Annotated in this window: 19 protein-coding genes; 6 read left to right on the plus strand and 13 right to left on the minus strand. The window is 72.7% G+C overall.

From position 1 onward, the window contains the following. Positions 1-95: 95 nt before the first annotated feature. From hisF to hisD, 8 genes are read right to left on the minus strand one after another with little or no spacing between them, the layout of a single operon-like run. Complete coding sequence (hisF, locus tag ACZ32T_RS01310; protein ID WP_356712313.1) at positions 96-851, minus strand: imidazole glycerol phosphate synthase subunit HisF; 756 nt, start codon at positions 849-851, stop codon at positions 96-98. After that, positions 848-1,246 (minus strand): RidA family protein, encoded by a 399-nt coding sequence (locus tag ACZ32T_RS01315; RefSeq protein WP_467267223.1) that lies wholly within the window; start codon positions 1,244-1,246, stop codon positions 848-850. Before ACZ32T_RS01315 ends, hisF begins: the two co-directional genes overlap by 4 nt. After that, positions 1,243-1,968, minus strand: coding sequence for a bifunctional 1-(5-phosphoribosyl)-5-((5-phosphoribosylamino)methylideneamino)imidazole-4-carboxamide isomerase/phosphoribosylanthranilate isomerase PriA (priA, locus tag ACZ32T_RS01320; RefSeq protein ID WP_104789850.1), 726 nt, complete (start codon positions 1,966-1,968; stop codon positions 1,243-1,245). The genes ACZ32T_RS01315 and priA overlap by 4 nt, the downstream gene beginning before the upstream one ends. Then, complete coding sequence (gene hisH / locus ACZ32T_RS01325; protein ID WP_356712319.1) at positions 1,968-2,609, minus strand: imidazole glycerol phosphate synthase subunit HisH; 642 nt, start codon at positions 2,607-2,609, stop codon at positions 1,968-1,970. Before hisH ends, priA begins: the two co-directional genes overlap by 1 nt. Before the next feature lie 12 nt (positions 2,610-2,621). Further along, a complete protein-coding gene (locus ACZ32T_RS01330) occupies positions 2,622-2,789 on the minus strand; it encodes a hypothetical protein (protein ID WP_164493711.1) in 168 nt (55 codons plus the stop codon). Further along, positions 2,786-3,379: an imidazoleglycerol-phosphate dehydratase HisB gene (gene hisB, locus ACZ32T_RS01335; protein WP_031098999.1), complete on the minus strand. Its 594-nt coding sequence runs from the start codon at positions 3,377-3,379 to the stop codon at positions 2,786-2,788. Before hisB ends, ACZ32T_RS01330 begins: the two co-directional genes overlap by 4 nt. Beyond that, positions 3,376-4,494, minus strand: a complete 1,119-nt coding sequence (locus tag ACZ32T_RS01340) for a histidinol-phosphate transaminase (RefSeq protein ID WP_467267220.1) — start codon at positions 4,492-4,494, stop codon at positions 3,376-3,378. The genes hisB and ACZ32T_RS01340 overlap by 4 nt, the downstream gene beginning before the upstream one ends. Beyond that, positions 4,491-5,813, minus strand: a complete 1,323-nt coding sequence (gene hisD, locus ACZ32T_RS01345) for a histidinol dehydrogenase (protein ID WP_467364793.1) — start codon at positions 5,811-5,813, stop codon at positions 4,491-4,493. Before hisD ends, ACZ32T_RS01340 begins: the two co-directional genes overlap by 4 nt. Positions 5,814-5,975: 162 nt before the next feature. Here hisD and ACZ32T_RS01350 point away from each other — a divergent pair, with 162 nt between their 5' ends. From ACZ32T_RS01350 to ACZ32T_RS01370, 5 genes are all read left to right on the plus strand, one after another. Next, positions 5,976-7,577, plus strand: coding sequence for an oxidoreductase (locus tag ACZ32T_RS01350; protein ID WP_467364794.1), 1,602 nt, complete (start codon positions 5,976-5,978; stop codon positions 7,575-7,577). A gap of 244 nt (positions 7,578-7,821) precedes the next feature. Beyond that, on the plus strand, positions 7,822-8,856 hold the full coding sequence (locus ACZ32T_RS01355; RefSeq protein WP_467364795.1) for a hypothetical protein: 1,035 nt from the start codon (positions 7,822-7,824) through the stop codon (positions 8,854-8,856). A gap of 11 nt (positions 8,857-8,867) precedes the next feature. Further along, entirely contained in the window at positions 8,868-9,644 is a 777-nt protein-coding gene (locus tag ACZ32T_RS01360) for an LON peptidase substrate-binding domain-containing protein (RefSeq protein WP_467364796.1), read from the plus strand. A 17-nt stretch (positions 9,645-9,661) separates the two neighbouring features. Then, complete coding sequence (gene ybaK, locus ACZ32T_RS01365) at positions 9,662-10,162, plus strand: Cys-tRNA(Pro) deacylase (RefSeq protein ID WP_467267211.1); 501 nt, start codon at positions 9,662-9,664, stop codon at positions 10,160-10,162. A 62-nt stretch (positions 10,163-10,224) separates the two neighbouring features. Continuing rightward, positions 10,225-10,611, plus strand: coding sequence for a TraR/DksA family transcriptional regulator (locus tag ACZ32T_RS01370; protein ID WP_467364798.1), 387 nt, complete (start codon positions 10,225-10,227; stop codon positions 10,609-10,611). Between the two features lie 84 nt (positions 10,612-10,695). Here the strand turns inward: ACZ32T_RS01370 and ACZ32T_RS01375 are convergent, their stop codons facing one another. The 5 genes from ACZ32T_RS01375 to ACZ32T_RS01395 all read right to left on the minus strand — a co-directional run bounded on the left by ACZ32T_RS01375 (position 10,696) and on the right by ACZ32T_RS01395 (position 15,032). Further along, positions 10,696-10,869 (minus strand): hypothetical protein, encoded by a 174-nt coding sequence (locus tag ACZ32T_RS01375; RefSeq protein ID WP_401626975.1) that lies wholly within the window; start codon positions 10,867-10,869, stop codon positions 10,696-10,698. 137 nt (positions 10,870-11,006) lie between these two features. Next, positions 11,007-11,732, minus strand: a complete 726-nt coding sequence (locus ACZ32T_RS01380; protein ID WP_467267207.1) for an ABC transporter permease — start codon at positions 11,730-11,732, stop codon at positions 11,007-11,009. A 34-nt stretch (positions 11,733-11,766) separates the two neighbouring features. Beyond that, the gene (locus tag ACZ32T_RS01385) at positions 11,767-12,615 is read right to left on the minus strand and encodes an ABC transporter permease (RefSeq protein ID WP_467267205.1); all 849 of its coding nucleotides are present in this window, start codon (positions 12,613-12,615) and stop codon (positions 11,767-11,769) included. A 55-nt stretch (positions 12,616-12,670) separates the two neighbouring features. After that, positions 12,671-13,651, minus strand: a complete 981-nt coding sequence (locus ACZ32T_RS01390; protein WP_356712354.1) for an ABC transporter ATP-binding protein — start codon at positions 13,649-13,651, stop codon at positions 12,671-12,673. 118 nt (positions 13,652-13,769) lie between these two features. Continuing rightward, positions 13,770-15,032 (minus strand): NYN domain-containing protein, encoded by a 1,263-nt coding sequence (locus ACZ32T_RS01395; protein ID WP_467267203.1) that lies wholly within the window; start codon positions 15,030-15,032, stop codon positions 13,770-13,772. A 268-nt stretch (positions 15,033-15,300) separates the two neighbouring features. On the opposite strand from ACZ32T_RS01395, the gene ACZ32T_RS01400 reads away from it, so the two are divergent. Then, the gene (locus ACZ32T_RS01400; RefSeq protein WP_467267201.1) at positions 15,301-15,480 is read left to right on the plus strand and encodes a hypothetical protein; all 180 of its coding nucleotides are present in this window, start codon (positions 15,301-15,303) and stop codon (positions 15,478-15,480) included. Positions 15,481-15,491: the final 11 nt, after the last annotated feature.

Consider the following 15,491-nt stretch of genomic DNA (forward strand, 5'->3'; position numbering starts at 1 on the left):
TCATGTTGTTGACGGCGCCACTCTGGCGGCGTGCCCTCCGGGCGGACATCGGCGAGATCGCCGGTCTTCGCGACCGGCGATCTCCCTGTCGTGGGTCAGCGCACGGGGTGCCCGGCCTCGCGCAGGGCGCCCTTGACCTCGGAGATCCGCAGGTCACCGAAGTGGAAGACCGACGCGGCGAGGACCGCGTCGGCGCCCGCGCCGACGGCCGGCGGGAAGTCCGCGAGGCGGCCCGCGCCGCCCGAGGCGATGACGGGCACCGTGACGTGGGCCCGTACCGCCTTGATCATCTCGGTGTCGTAGCCGTCCTTCGTGCCGTCCGCGTCCATCGAGTTCAGCAGGATCTCGCCCGCCCCGAGTTCGGCCGCCCGGTGCGCCCACTCGACGGCGTCGATGCCGGTGCCCCTGCGGCCTCCGTGGGTCGTCACCTCGAAGGTGCCCTCGGGGGTGCGCCGGGCGTCGACGGAGAGCACGAGGACCTGGCGCCCGAAGCGTTCGGCGATCTCGCGGATCAGGTCGGGGCGGGCGATGGCGGCGGTGTTGACCCCGACCTTGTCGGCTCCGGCGCGCAGCAGCTTGTCGACGTCGTCGGGGGTGCGGACCCCGCCGCCGACGGTGAGCGGGATGAAGACCTGCTCGGCGGTGCGGCGCACCACGTCGTACGTCGTCTCGCGGTCACCGCTGGAGGCGGTGATGTCGAGGAAGGTCAGCTCGTCGGCGCCCTCGGCGTCGTACAGCTTGGCCATCTCGACGGGGTCGCCCGCGTCGCGCAGGTTCTGGAAGTTGACGCCCTTGACGACGCGGCCCTTGTCGACGTCCAGGCACGGGATGACCCGTACGGCCAGGGTCATCGCTCACCTGCCCGGTAGGCCTCGACCTCGACCTCGACGACCAGGGAGGGGTCGACGAAGCCGGACACGATGATCATGGAGGCGGCGGGGCGGACGTCGTCGAACAGCTCCTTGTGGGCGCGGCCCACCTCGTCGACGTCGCGGGCGTGTGTGACGTACATCCGGGTGCGGACGACATCCTCGCGACCGAGTCCGGTCTGCTTCAGTGCGTCGAAGGCGACCTGGAAGGAGGCGACGGTCTGCTCGTACGGACTGCCCGCGGAGATCTGGCCGTTGACCACGGAGGTGCAGCCGGAGACGAGGACGAGGCCGTTCGGGAGCTGGACCGCCCGGGAGTAGCCGAACTTCTCTTCCCAGGGTCCGCCCGAGGAGACGCGGCGTACGGAGTCGGTCATCCGGCGACCGCCTTGAGGGCCTCTTCCAGGGTGAACGCCTTGGCGTACAGCGCCTTGCCGACGATGGCTCCCTCGACGCCTTCCGGGACCAGCAGGGAGATGGCGCGGAGGTCGGCCAGCGAGGAGACGCCGCCGGAGGCGACGACGGGCTTGTCGGTGGCGGCGCAGACGTCGCGCAGGAGGGCCAGGTTGGGGCCCTGCAGCGTGCCGTCCTTGGCGATGTCGGTCACGACGTAGCGGGCGCAGCCCTCGGAGTCGAGGCGGGCGAGCGTCTCGTAGAGGTCGCCGCCGTCGCGGGTCCAGCCCCGGCCGCGCAGGGTGGTGCCCCGGACGTCGAGGCCGACGGCGATCTTGTCGCCGTGCTCGGCGATGACCTTGGCGACCCACTCGGGGGTCTCCAGGGCGGCGGTGCCGAGGTTGACCCGGCGGCAGCCGGTGGCGAGGGCGGCTTCGAGCGAGGCGTCGTCGCGGATGCCGCCGGAGAGCTCGACCTTGATGTCCATGGCGCCGGCCACCTCGGCGATGAGGGCGCGGTTGTCGCCGGTGCCGAAGGCGGCGTCCAGGTCGACCAGGTGCAGCCACTCGGCGCCGGAGCTCTGCCAGGCGAGGGCCGCCTCGAGCGGGGATCCGTAGGAGGTCTCGGAGCCGGATTCGCCGTGCACGAGGCGGACGGCCTGTCCGTCGCGGACGTCTACGGCGGGGAGCAGTTCAAGCTTCGGCATTACAGCGTCTCGATCCAGTTGGTCAGCAGCTGGGCGCCGGCGTCGCCGGACTTCTCGGGGTGGAACTGGGTGGCCCACAGCGCGCCGTTCTCCACGGCGGCGACGAACCGTTCCCCGTGCGTGGCCCAGGTGACCTTGGGGGCACGGATCTTGGCGTTGGTCACTTCGAGGGACCAGTCGTGCGCCGCGTAGGAGTGCACGAAGTAGTAGCGGGCCTCGGCGTCCAGGCCCGCGAAGAGCTGGGATCCCTCGGGGGATTCGACGGTGTTCCAGCCCATGTGGGGCACGACGTCGGCCTTCAGCGGTCCGACGGTGCCGGGCCACTCGTCGAGGCCCTCCGTCTCGACGCCGTGCTCGATGCCGCGCTCGAACAGGATCTGCATGCCGACGCAGATGCCCATGACGGGACGACCGCCGGACAGCCTGCGGCCGATGATCCATTCGCCGCGCGCCTGCTTCAGTCCCGCCATGCAGGCGGAGAAGGCCCCTACGCCGGGGACGAGCAGCCCGTCGGCGTTCATCGCGGTGTCGAAGTCGCGGGTGATCTCCACGTCCGCGCCGACGTGGGCGAGGGCCCGCTCGGCGGAACGGACGTTGCCGAAGCCGTAGTCGAAGACGACGACCTTCTTCTTGTCGCTCACAGTCCTCCTACCTCAGTCCCAGAGTCCCTGGATCCGCATGATGCCCGCCACCAGGCACATCACGGATCCGATCCCGAGGAGCACGACGACGCCCTTGGGCATGCCCTGCTTCCAGAAGGAGTAGACGCCGCCGGCCAGGAAGAGGCCGACGATGATCAGAACGGTGTTGAGGCCGGTCACAGGGCGCCCTTCGTGGACGGAAGGATGCCGGCCGCGCGCGGGTCGTGCTCGCTGGCGTAGCGCAGGGCGCGGGCGAGCGCCTTGAACTGGCACTCCACGATGTGGTGGGCGTTGCGGCCGTACGGCACGTGGACGTGCAGGGCGATCTGCGCCTGGGCGACGAAGGACTCCAGGATGTGCCGGGTCATCGTCGTGTCGTACTCGCCGATCATCGGCGCCATCTTCTCCGGTTCGGTGTGCACCAGGTAGGGGCGGCCGGAGAGGTCGACGGTGACCTGGGCGAGCGACTCGTCCAGCGGGACGGTGCAGTTGCCGAAGCGGTAGATGCCGACCTTGTCGCCGAGCGCCTGCTTGAAGGCGGCGCCGAGCGCGAGGGCGGTGTCCTCGATGGTGTGGTGCGAGTCGATGTGCAGGTCGCCCTCGGTCTTGACCGTGAGGTCGAAGAGGCCGTGGCGGCCGAGCTGGTCGAGCATGTGGTCGTAGAAGCCGACCCCGGTCGCGACATCGACCTTGCCGGTGCCGTCGAGGTTGATCTCGACGAGCACGGAGGTCTCCTTGGTGGTCCGTTCCACCCTGCCTACGCGGCTCATGCGTCGTGCTCCTTCTTCAGTTCGCGCACCGCATCGAGGAACGCGTCGTTCTCTGCCGGGGTTCCCGCGGAGACCCGCAGCCACCCCGGTACGCCGTTGTCCCGGACCAGGACTCCCCGGTCGAGGATCTGCCGCCAGGCGGCGCGGCTGTCGGCGAAGCGGCCGAACTGGACGAAGTTGGCGTCCGAGTCGGTGACGGCGAAGCCGGACTCCCGCAGCGCGTCGACCAGCCGGTCGCGCTCGCTCTTGAGCTGCGCGACGTACCCGAGCAGCGTATCGGTGTGCTCCAGGGCGGCGAGCGCGGTGGCCTGCGTGACGGAGGACAGGTGGTACGGCAGGCGCACCAGCTGGACCGCGTCGACGACGGCCGGGTCGGCCGCGAGGTAGCCGAGGCGCAGACCGGCGGCGCCGAACGCCTTGGACATGGTGCGCGAGAGCACCAGGTGCGGGCGGCCCTCGATCAGCGGGAGGAGTGAGGGGCGGTGGCTGAACTCGCCGTACGCCTCGTCGACGACGACCATCGAGGGCCGGGCGGCCTGGGCCGCGTCGTACAGCGCGACGACGGTCTCCGCGTCCACGGCGGTGCCGGTGGGGTTGTTGGGCGAGGTGATGAAGACCACTTCGGGCCGGTGCTCGGCGATGGCCTTCTTCGCAGACTCCACGTCGATGGTGAAGTCCTCGTTGCGCGGACCGGAGATCCAGCCGGTGCCGGTGCCGCGTGCGATGAGGGCGTGCATGGAGTAGGAGGGCTCGAAGCCGATCGCGGTGCGCCCGGGGCCGCCGAAGGTCTGCAGCAGCTGCTGGAGGACCTCGTTGGATCCGTTGGCCGCCCAGACGTTGGCGGCCGCGACCTCGTGGCCCGCGGTGCGGGTGAGGTAGCGGGCGAGCTCGGTGCGGAGCTCCACGGCGTCGCGGTCGGGGTAGCGGTTGAGGTCGCGGGCGGCCTCACGGACCCGCTCGGCGATGCGGTCGACGAGCGCGTCGGGCAGGGGGTACGGATTCTCGTTGGTGTTCAGCCGGACCGGCACGTCGAGCTGGGGCGCCCCGTACGGGGACTGGCCGCGCAGTTCGTCGCGGATCGGGAGCGCGTCCCAGGCGTTGGTGCTGTTCGTCACGCTTGCGGAACCTTCCAGCCGAACCTGGCCTTGAGCGCGGCGCCGTGGGCGGGGAGGTCCTCCGCCTCGGCGAGGGTCACCACGTGGTGGGTGACCTCGGCGAGGGCGTCGCGGGTGTAGTCGACGATGTGGATGCCGCGCAGGAAGGACTGCACGGAGAGGCCCGAGGAGTGGCAGGCGCAGCCGCCGGTGGGCAGGACGTGGTTGGAGCCGGCGCAGTAGTCGCCGAGGGAGACGGGCGACCAGGGGCCGACGAAGACCGCGCCGGCGTTGCGGACCCGGTCGGCGACGGCTGCGGCGTTCTCCGTCTGGATCTCCAGGTGCTCGGCGGCGTACGCGTCGACGACCTTGAGGCCGTCCTCCAGGTCGTCGACCAGGACGATCGCGGACTGGCGGCCGGCCAGGGCGGGCTCGATCCGGTCCGTGACGTGCTTGGTCGCGGCGATCTGGGGCGTCAGCTCGGCCTCGGTGGCGGCGGCCAGTTCCTCGGAGTCGGTGACGAGGACGGCGGCGGCCATCGGGTCGTGCTCGGCCTGGCTGATCAGGTCGGCGGCGACGTGCACCGGGTCGGCGCTCGCGTCGGCGAGGATCGCGATCTCGGTGGGGCCGGCCTCGGCGTCGATGCCGATGCGGCCCTTGAGGAGGCGCTTGGCGGCGGCGACGTAGATGTTGCCGGGGCCGGTGACGAGGTTCACGGGCAGGCAGTCCTCGGTGCCGTACGCGAACATCGCGATTCCCTGGGCACCGCCGGCGGCGTACACCTCGTCGACGCCGAGGAGGGCGCAGGCGGCGAGGATCGTGGGGTGCGGCAGGCCGCCGAACTCCTTCTGGGGCGGGGAGGAGACGGCGAGGCCCTCGACGCCCGCCTCCTGGGCGGGGACGACGTTCATCACGACGGAGGACGGGTAGACCGCACGCCCGCCCGGCACGTAGAGCCCGACGCGCTCGACGGGCACCCACTTCTCGGTGACCGTCCCGCCGGGGACGACCTGGGTGGTGTGCGTGGTGCGGCGCTGCTCGCGGTGGACGAGGCGGGCGCGGCGGATGGACTCCTCCAGGGCGGCACGCACGGCCGGGTCGAGCCGCTCCAGCGCCCCGGTGATCGCGTCGGCGGGGACCCGGATCGAGTCGAGCCGGACGCCGTCGAATTTCTCTCCCCACTCGATCACGGCCGCCGAGCCACGATGGCGTACGTCCTCGCAGATGGGCCGCACCGTCTCCAGGGCGGCTTCCACGTCGAACTCGGCACGGGGCAGCAGGTCGCGCAGGGCGCCACCCTCGGGGAGGGCGGTACCGCGCAGATCGATTCGAGAGATCACACCCCAATTCTCTCAGACCGGTTCAGCCGTCCGGTCGCCCGTATCACTGGCTGATACATGTCCCGGCTGTCACTGGTGACCATTAGCGTTCACCTGGTCACACAGAGGGAAGAACGACTGTACGAAGCGCGGGTGGCCCGCGCAGGCGGAGGTGGTGAGGCAGTGACCGAACCGCACGACGGCGGGATCCCCGACGGGCTCAGCGCCGCGGAGCTGGGTATGTGGCAGTCCTTCCGTAACGGCACGACCTACGATCTGCGTGTCCACGATCCGGTGCGCGACGATCCGTTCGCCCCGCACATCTGGGGCCCCGAGCGCAGTGTCGGCGCGCGCACGGTGGCGCGCCTGCTCCTCGACGGCCCGCCGGCGCGGCCGGGGCGGGTGGCGGCGCTGAAGCTACGGGGCGTGCGGATCACCGGGAAGCTGGACCTGGCGGGCGGCCGGGTGTCTCCGTACGTCGAGTTCACCGGCTGTCGTTTCGAGCAGGAGGTCGTGCTGCCCGAGTGCCACTTCACCACGTTGCGGATGGTGGGCTGCGCGGTGCCCAGGCTGGACGCGGCCCGGCTCCACACGGAGGGCGATCTTCATCTGCCGCGCTGCCGGATCGAGCGTGGCGTCCGGCTGACCGACGCCCAGATCGGCACGGATCTCCTGATCAACCAGATCGCCATCGGCCCGGACCGGCGCGGCCGCGCCTTCGTGGGTGACGGGATGTCGGTGGCGCAGGACCTTCAGGCCGAGATGATCGAGACGCGCGGCGAGCTGAGTCTGCGCGGGGCGAAGGTCGGCGGCTCGCTGAGCCTGCGCGGCAGCCGGCTGCGTGCCACGGACGGGCGGCGGGCGCTGAACGCCCCCCAGCTGAGCGTGGAGCGCACGCTGTACATGACGGAGGCGTGGGTGGTCATCGACACGGGCAACCAGGGCACCACTCCCCCCTTCGGTGTCGCGCGCGGCGGTGGTCCGGCGCGCGGGACGCGTGCGCAGGTCTTCGAGTGCCGGGGCGCGGTGCGGCTCGACGACGGAAGGTTCGGCGACGCGGTGGACCTGCACAAGGCCCGGTTCGTGCTCGCCGACCGCGAGGAGCTCTCGCTGCGCCGGATCGTCACGCCCGAGCTGCGCTTCAACGCGGAGCGCCCGAGGGAGGGCCGGGTCGTGCTGAACGGCGCGAAGGTGGTCACCCTGATCGACGTGTCGACCAGCTGGCCGGGCCCGGGCGGCCTGGCGATGGGCGGCTTCGTGTACGAGAACCTCGTCCCCTACGGCCATTTCCCGCTCTCCCGCCGCCTGGAGTGGGTGCTGGCCGCGACCCCGGAGTACGTCCCGGAGCCGTACGAGCGTCTCGCGGCGGTCCTCCGCAGCTGCGGGGAGGACGCGGACGCCCGCGAGGTGCTGCTGGCCAAGCAGCGGCGCCGGCGCGAGACGCTGCCGGCCGCGGGACGGATCTGGGGCTATCTGCAGGACTGGACGGTGGCATACGGCTACCGGCCGGGGCGGGCCCTGGTCTGGATGGCGGTGCTGTGGGCGGCGGGGGCGGTGGCCTTCTCGCAGTACCGCCCGGAGTCGATCAAGGGGAGCGAGCATCCGCAGTGGAATCCCGCGCTGTACGCGCTGGACCTGCTGGTGCCGGTGATCAATCTCGGGCAGGACGGCTACTGGCTGCTGGAGGGCGGATGGCAGTGGACGGCGGCGGCTCTCGTGCTGCTGGGTTGGATACTGGCCACGACGGTGGCGGCGGGCGCCTCCCGGCTCCTGCGGCGTGGCTGACCGGAGGCCGGCGCCCCCGTCCCGCCGGATCCCTGCCGGCTCAGCGGCCGAAAGGGCCGGCTCAGCGGTCGAATGGCCGGTCGAGGTCCGGCAGGACGGGCGGTCGCCGGCAACCGTACGGTCGGAATCGCGCCACTCACGCGCTCTTCCTTTGCCCTTTCTTGACCCTGCTCAGGGCAACCCTTCCACTCGCTACAGAAGCTTCACAGAGGCCCTCTGGCGCAGCCCTCACCAGGGCTTTTCAATGGTCTGCACCATGGCTTTCCTCCGTGCAGTGCTGAACTCCGCGCGCACGTTCCGGTACGGCCCCGGGCTGTCCGCCGGGCTGCCGGCGGACGACGCGGTGATGCTCGACGCCCCCGACGAACGGCTCTCCCCCGCGCTGGTGGCGGCTGCCCTCGGCGACTTCGGGCCCGCGGCCAAGCTCCTCGCCACCACCAGGGACGCCGCCGACTGGGAGGCCCGGGACCGCACGCTGGCCCGGCTGGTCGTGTTCGGGCGCAGTCGCGACGGCTGGCTCACCGGCTGGCTCGCCGCCGCCCCGCGCGACCCGGACGCCCTGCTCGTCAAGGCCGCGCTGGCGGTGCGCCGCGCCTGGGAGTCCCCCGCCCACGCCGAGCTGCTGCGCGAGGTGGGGCCGCTGATCACGGCGGCGGCCGAGGCCGATGCCCATGACCCGGTGCCGTGGCGGCTGGCGCTCGACCACGCCCGGGGCACGCATGCCTCGCACACGGTCTTCGAGGCGCTGTGGGAGCAGGCCGTCCGGCGGTCCCCGCACCACTACGGCAGCCATGTCTCCGCTCTCCGGTATCTCTCGGCCGAGTGGTACGGCTCCCACCGTGAGTGCTTCGACTTCGCCGAGCGGGCCGCCGAGGACGCCGCCGCGGACTCCCTGGTGCAGGCCCTGCCCGTGCGGGCGGCCTTCGCCCTGCTGCGGGACGAGAAGGCGTCCGCGCAGGCGACCTCCGTGCAGAGGGACCGGATCGACGCCGCCGCCGACCTCGCCATCCGGTTCTCGGCCGGTTTTCCCGCGGGCGACCCCTGGCCGGCCGAGGTCCGCAACCTGCTGGCCTACGTCCTGGTCGCCCGGGGCCGCGCGGCCGAGGCGCTGGAGCAGTTCCGGCTGATCGGGCCCTACGCGACCTCGTTCCCGTGGGCCGCCGTGACCGGGGAGGCGCTCGGCGGATTCCTCGACGCGCGGACCGATGTCCGGCTCCGCGTGGCCTCTTCCACACCCCTGTGCGGGCGGCCGGAACACAGCGGGCGCCGTGGCCATTAGGCTTGGCGGTTGTGACCACCGCTCGCCTGCCCCTCTTCCCGCTGAACGCGGTGCTGTTCCCCGGCCTCGTGCTGCCGCTCAACGTCTTCGAGGAGCGTTATCGCGCCATGATGCGCGACCTGCTCGAGATCGACGAGGACGAGCCGCGCCGCTTCGTGGTGGTCTCGATCCGCGACGGCCGCGAGACCGCCCCCACGGCCACCGGCATGCCGGACACGGCCGCCACCGCGCCTCCGGCCGAACGGGCTCCGGGTGACGGCTTCGGGGCCGACCCCCTGCAGACCTTCCACCGGGTCGGCTGCGTGGCCGACGCGGCGAAGATCCGTGAGCGCGCCGACGGCAGTTACGAGGTCCTGGCGACCGGCACCACGCGGGTCCGGCTGCTCGCCGTCGACGCGAGCGGCCCGTTCCTGACGGCCGAGGTCGAGGAGCTGCCCGAGGACCCGGGGGCCGACGAGGGCGAGGACTCGCCCACGGACGAGGCGGGCGCGCTGGCGGAGGGCGTCCTGCGGGCTTTCCGCAGCTACCAGAGGCGGCTGGCCGGGGCGAGCGAGCGTTCCCTGACGACCGGTGCGGACCTGCCGGACGACCCGTCCGTGGTCTCGTATCTCGTGGCCGCCGCCGCGGTGCTCGACGTCCCGACGAAGCAGCGGCTGCTCCAGGCCCCGGACACGGCGACCCGGCTGCGCGAGGAGCTGGCGCTGCTGCGCAGGGAGACGGCCGTCATCCGGCACCTGCCGTCTCTGCCCGCGTCCGACCTGACCCGCGACCCGACGTACCCCAACTGACCCGAGGACCGGCCCCGGTGGCGAAGAAGTCCAGGAAACAGCAGTCCGGCTCCACCCCGGCCACGGTCGCCCTGACCGCGGCCGGCACGGCGTTCACGGTGCACGCGTACGAACACGACCCCTCGTCGCCGTCGTACGGGGAGGAGGCGGCAGAGGCTCTCGGTGTCCCGCCCGGCCGGGTGTTCAAGACCCTGGTCGCGGACGTCGACGGTGAACTGGTCGTCGCGGTGGTCCCTGTGGCGGGATCCCTCGACCTGAAGGCTCTGGCGACGGCGGTGGGCGGCAAGCGTGCGGCCATGGCCGACCCGTCGGCGGCCGAACGCACCACGGGCTACGTGAGGGGAGGCATCTCCCCGCTGGGCCAGCGCAAGCGCCTGCGTACGGTGCTGGACGCGTCGGCCGGGTCGCACCCCACGATCTGCGTCTCGGCGGGCCGGCGGGGCCTGGAGGTCGAGCTCTCCCCCTCCGACCTGGCCGCTCTGACGGACGCCACCCTGGCCCCGGTCGGCCGGCCGTAGCGGGAATCCCGGCGCGTGGGGTCCGCGGAATGCGGACCCCCGGTGCGACCGTTTCCGCCCAGGTGAACGAACTTCCTTCCGCGGGAGCCGGACCGGGCGGCCTCGCGGCCACCCGGGAGCGGCTGCTCGCGGAACGCCGCTCCACGGAGTCCCGGCTCACGGCCCTGCGGAGCGATTTCGACGGGATCGTCGAGGCGAACGCGCTGGTGGCGGTCGACGACGAGCACGACCCGGAGGGATCCAGCACCGCCTTCGAACGGGCCCATGTCGCCTCGTTGCTGGACCGGGCGCGGGACCACCTGGAGGAGGTGGACTCGGCCCTGGAGCGGCTGGAGCGAGGCGAGTACGGGTGCTGCGAGGCGTGCCGCGAGCCGATCCCGCCGGGCCGTCTCGAGGTGCGCCCGGCAGCGAGGACCTGTGTGCGGTGCGCTGCCGGCCCACCCCGCTGACGCCGTGCGCGACGGGCCGGAAGCGTGAACCGCTTCGACGACGGGCCGGGAAGGGAAGCGTGCACCGCTTCCGCCCGCGCGCGGTCAGCGCTTGAAGGCGCCCTTCGACTTCTCCTTGGTGTCCCGGCCCTTGCCGCGGGCCTCCAGGGCCGCTCCCTTGGCCGCGGTGGTGTCGTCGCCGACCGCGTGGGCCACCTTGCGTACGGCCTTCCCGACGATCTGCTCGGTCTTGGCCTTGCTCTTCTCTCCGGCGCTCATGTCGGTCCTTTCGTAGGTGTTCACCCGGTCGCCTGCCCCTGTCCGGGAGGCGGAAACGGACCTGACGGAAACAACCGGGCGCAGCCGGAGGGACACCGCGGAGCCGAGCGGCTCCCGCACGGGACGCACGGGAAGCGCTACGGCCGTCCCGGGTCCGGCTTGTCCGCCGGCCGGCCGGCCTCTGCCGCCGGCCACTCGGGGGCATCGGCCGCAGGCCCGTCCCCCGCCTCGGCCCGGGGCGCCCCGTACGGGCTCTCCCACTCGGGCTCAGGATCCCGGGGCCCGAACAGCGCCGTCAGCCCCAGGTGGACGATCATCGCGGCGATGGGCCAGGCGAGCATCGCCGCACCCACCGCGTGCAGCTCCAGCGGCGCGTCGAAGGTGACCCCCTGGCCGGCCTCCTTGGCATGGGCCACCACGTCGGACGTCGGACCCAGCCAGGTGCCGACCCCCCACGCGAGCAGGGAACCGAGCAGCCCGCCCAGGGCGAGCCCCACCACGAGCGGGATGCCCCCGCGCCGGCGGAGGAGGAACACGACGGCCGCCGAGACCAGGCCGAAGGCGAGTGCCAGCAGCACGAACGTCCCGTCGGCGCCGATGGCCTCCTCGCCCTCGCTGTTCTCGAGGAACACGGCGGTCTCGTCGGAGACGAGCGGCACCCGGGGCGCCAGCCACACCCAGAGCAGCCCGAGGCCCGCACCGGCCACCGCCAGCACCGCCGCGATCACCCCGGCCTGCCGTAGCTCCGCACGCCGCTCGTCCGGGCCCGGCTGCTCGCCGGACACGAGGTGCGACCCGGCGGGCGGGGCCTGCCACGGGTCGTTCGGCTGGGGCTGGTGCGGCGGCGTCAACGGTGCGGTCACGGTGCCATCGTGCCAGGCGGACGTGTGTGCCGCCTCACCGGACCGCCGCACGCCGGTACGCCCAGGTGGCCACGGCCAAAGAGAGCACACCGACCGCCGCGCAGACCGCGAGGTCGAGAGCGACGACCGCCCAGTCGGGGTGGGCGTCGAAGGACCGGGTCAGCGCCTCGACGCCGTAGGTCGACGGGAGCAGATCCCGCGCCCACCCGACCGGTCCGGGCAGCCGCTCGGCCGGCAGCACGCCCAGCAGCAGCGCCGCCGACATGCCCAGCTGCCCGAGCAGGGTTGCCACCTCCTGCCGCGGCGCGAGCAGCCCGAGCGCGGCTCCGAGTCCGGAGAGCGCGGCCCCGGAGAGGGGGATGACGGCGACGAGCACCCACAGGTGCGTCATGGGGAGTCCGAAGAGCGCGCTGCCCGCCACCGCCGTGACGATCGTGCCGGGCACGGTGAACGAGGCGTACGCGCCCGCCGCCCCCAGCACCACGGCGGCCGGCGGCACCGGCAGCGTCGCGTAGTGGTCGAGCCCGCCGCCGGCCCGGAGCTGGCCGAAGTACTGCGCGAGCAGGTTGAGCGCGACGAAGGCCACGACCAGCACGCTGGAACCGGCGACGACGGCCCGTGCCTCCGCGCCGCCGTCGACGACCCCGCGCATCAGCACCATGATCCCGACGGACTGGAAGGTCGCGACGAACAGCAGCGGAATGCGCGCGACCCTCGCCCGAGACAGCTGCGCCCGGTAGACGGCGGCCAGCGAGGGGAGCAGCCTGGCCCGCGGCGCGAGGGCCGCGGGGGCCGTGCGGGCGGACGGGTCGGTCCGTACGGCGGAGGTCCGCACCTTCGGGCCGGTCGCCTTCGCGGACTCCGTGGGAACGATGCTCGTCACCTGGCAGTGCTCCCGTCCGACTCCGACACGTTTCGTGACACGTTCACCGTCCTGCTCACGCCTTCACCAGTCCCTCGGCCCTGGCGGCGTCCCCGCCGAGCGCCAGATAGACATCTTCCAGGCTGGGCGTGGCCAGTGTGAAGTCGTCGAGCGAGGAGAACGCCGCGCCGCCGGTCACCGCGGCGACCGCTGCCCGCGCCTCGTCGGGTCCGAGCCGCAGCACCCACTTGCGCCCCGACTCCTGCGCGGATTCGCGGAGCGCGGCCACCTCCGGGACGTCGAGCGGTGCGCGCTCGCGCCACACCAGCTCGACCCGCACCTCGCCGGCGACCCGTTCCTTGAGTCCGGACGGGGTGTCGCAGGCGATGACCTTGCCGCGTTCCATGACCGCCACGCGGTCCAGGACGGTCTCGGCCTCGATGACGTTGTGGGTCACGAGCAGCACCGTCGCACCGTGCTCGGCACGCCTCCGGTCGACGGCGGACCAGACGGAGCGCCGGGCGACGGGGTCCATGCCGGTCGTCGGCTCGTCCAGCACCAGGAGGGGACGCTCGCCGACCAGGGCCGCGGCGAAGCAGGCGAGCCGCCGCTGCCCGCCGGACAGCTTCTTCAGCGGGCGTCCGGCGAGACCGGTGATCCCGAGCTCCTCGAGCACGTCGTCGCGGGCGGCACGCGCCTCGCGTACGGGCAGGCCCCTGAGCCGCCCGGTGGTCTCCGCGGCGAGCGACACGGTCAGTTCGTCGAGGGCGGTGGACTCCTGGCCCAGGTAGCCGATGAGCCGCGAGGCCCGCTCGGGATGGCGCACCAGGTCGTGTCCCAGCACCTCCACGCTCCCGGAGTCGGGACGCATCAGTCCGGTGAGCTGGCGCACGAGCGTGGACTTGCCCGCGCCGTTGGGTCCGAGCAGTCCGAAGATCTCGCCGCGCCGGACATCGAGGCGGACCCCGTCGGTGGCGCGCACCTCGGGGGTGGCGGCGCGGCCTCGCCGGCCACGGACGGCTGGGTAGGTCTTGACCAGGTCACGCACCGCGCACACGGTGCCGGTCTGTGCCTGCGCTGCGCCCGTAGCCTGTGCTGTGCCCGTACTCACGAGGGATGAGCCTACGGGGTCGGATGCCCCGTATCGCGTCCGGGGCCGGGCACTGCCGCCCCGCTCACTCCGCCGCGGGAGCGTGCTCGGCGGCGGCCCGTACGTCGATCTCGCGCCAGAACCCCGCCCTGATCGCATAGCGGTCGTGCTCGTCGATCTGGTCGTCCTTGTGCGCCAGCAGCCCGAAGCGGGCCGCGTATCTGAGGAGTTCCCCGTCGATGCGGTGCGGGATACGGGGGTACATGGTGGACAGCTTCTGCAGGTGGACGGTCTCCGGCAGCCGTTCCATCCAGCGCCGGGCGAAGACCTGGCCGACCTCGAAGGGGTCACCGCCGACGGTGGTGATGTCCTCCTCCCGGTCCGCCCAGCGCTGTTCCGCGCTGGTGAGCTGGGCCAGGGTCGGCAGGGACGCGGTCTCGGCCGGTTCGCCGAGCGGTCCGCCGCGCTCGACCCAGCCCTTGTCGGACGACCAGCGCAGTGTCGCGTTGGCTGCCGGCGGCTGCGCGGTCTGCTGCGCCGTCCCCGCTCCGGGTGCGCGCAGGCTCGCCAGGTCCTTGGGGGTGGGGACGCCCTTGTGCCCGGGCGCCGGCTGGGGGTGCGGGACGGCGGCTTCCGTGTCCGCCGTGCCGGTGCCGTTACGGGCCGCGGCGGCCTGGGCCTCCGACGCCCGCTCGGCGGAGGCGGCGAGGGCGGCCTCGGGCAGCGGCGCGGACAGGATCGCGGCGATCTCGGGGCGCGGGACGGGCGGGGGCGCGCAGACGCCGCCGGTCTCCTTGGCGCGGACGGCCTTGGTGATCCAGACCCGGTCGAGCACCCGCCGCTCGTCGGCCTCGGCGACGAGGTCCTCGGACTGGTTGTAGTCGCCGTCGGCGGCCTGGACGGCCCAGAGGTGGACGGCGACGCCGTGCTCCTTGGCCGACATGAGCCCGGGCAGCAGATCGCCGTCACCGGTCACGAGCACCACGTCGGAGCAGGCGCGGTTCCTGGCCAGCTCGGTCAGTTCGGCGTGCATGGCCGCGTCCACGCCCTTCTGCGCCCACCGTCCGTCACTGCGTGTGAGGGCTCCCAGCCGGACGGTCACCCGTGGCATGACGCGCAGCCTGCGGTGCTCGGGCTGCGGCACGCGGTCGGGGGCGCCGTCGAACCAGTAGATGCGCAGCAGGGGCTGTTCCGTATCGGCCTCGGCGCGCTCACGCAGGCCCTGGATCAGCGCCGCGTGGTCGACGGTGATGCGGGAACGGGCGGGCTCTCCTGCCAGCAGACTCGCGGCTGCGCCCAGCAAGTAGCCGGCGTCCACCAGGACGACGCAACGGTCCACGCGTTCCACCCTCTTCCAGTTCGGGAGCGGATCAGCGGCCCCTGACATGGGGGTGCGTCCGCCGGCCCGGGGTTCGCTTACTCAGGGTTTCCTTCGAGTCTGCCCGACGGCACGGGGGTTAAGGTCCGGAACTCGATCATCGGCGTGGCGGATCCGGGAACGGCGGATGATACCTCGCCTACTACGCTCGGTAATGATCCAACATGCGTCCTTTGTGGTGATATGTGAGTCTGACAGCGGTTCTGGACCCCCCAGAGCTTCCACAGGAGGCATCACGATGGCGAAGAACAAGAACCGCAAGCAGGGCAGCCAGCACGACCGCGCTTCGGCCGCGGAGCGTGGCGCCGAGGAGGCCAAGTCGACGGCGTACGAGTCGCAGACCCAGCCCCAGGCGCAGGCGCAGGGCAGCCCGGCGGACGTCGCCCGCAAGCACCAGAAGCGGTTCGGCCACAACTGACCCGTGCACGG

The organism is Streptomyces sp. NPDC023573 (genome assembly GCF_055559735.1).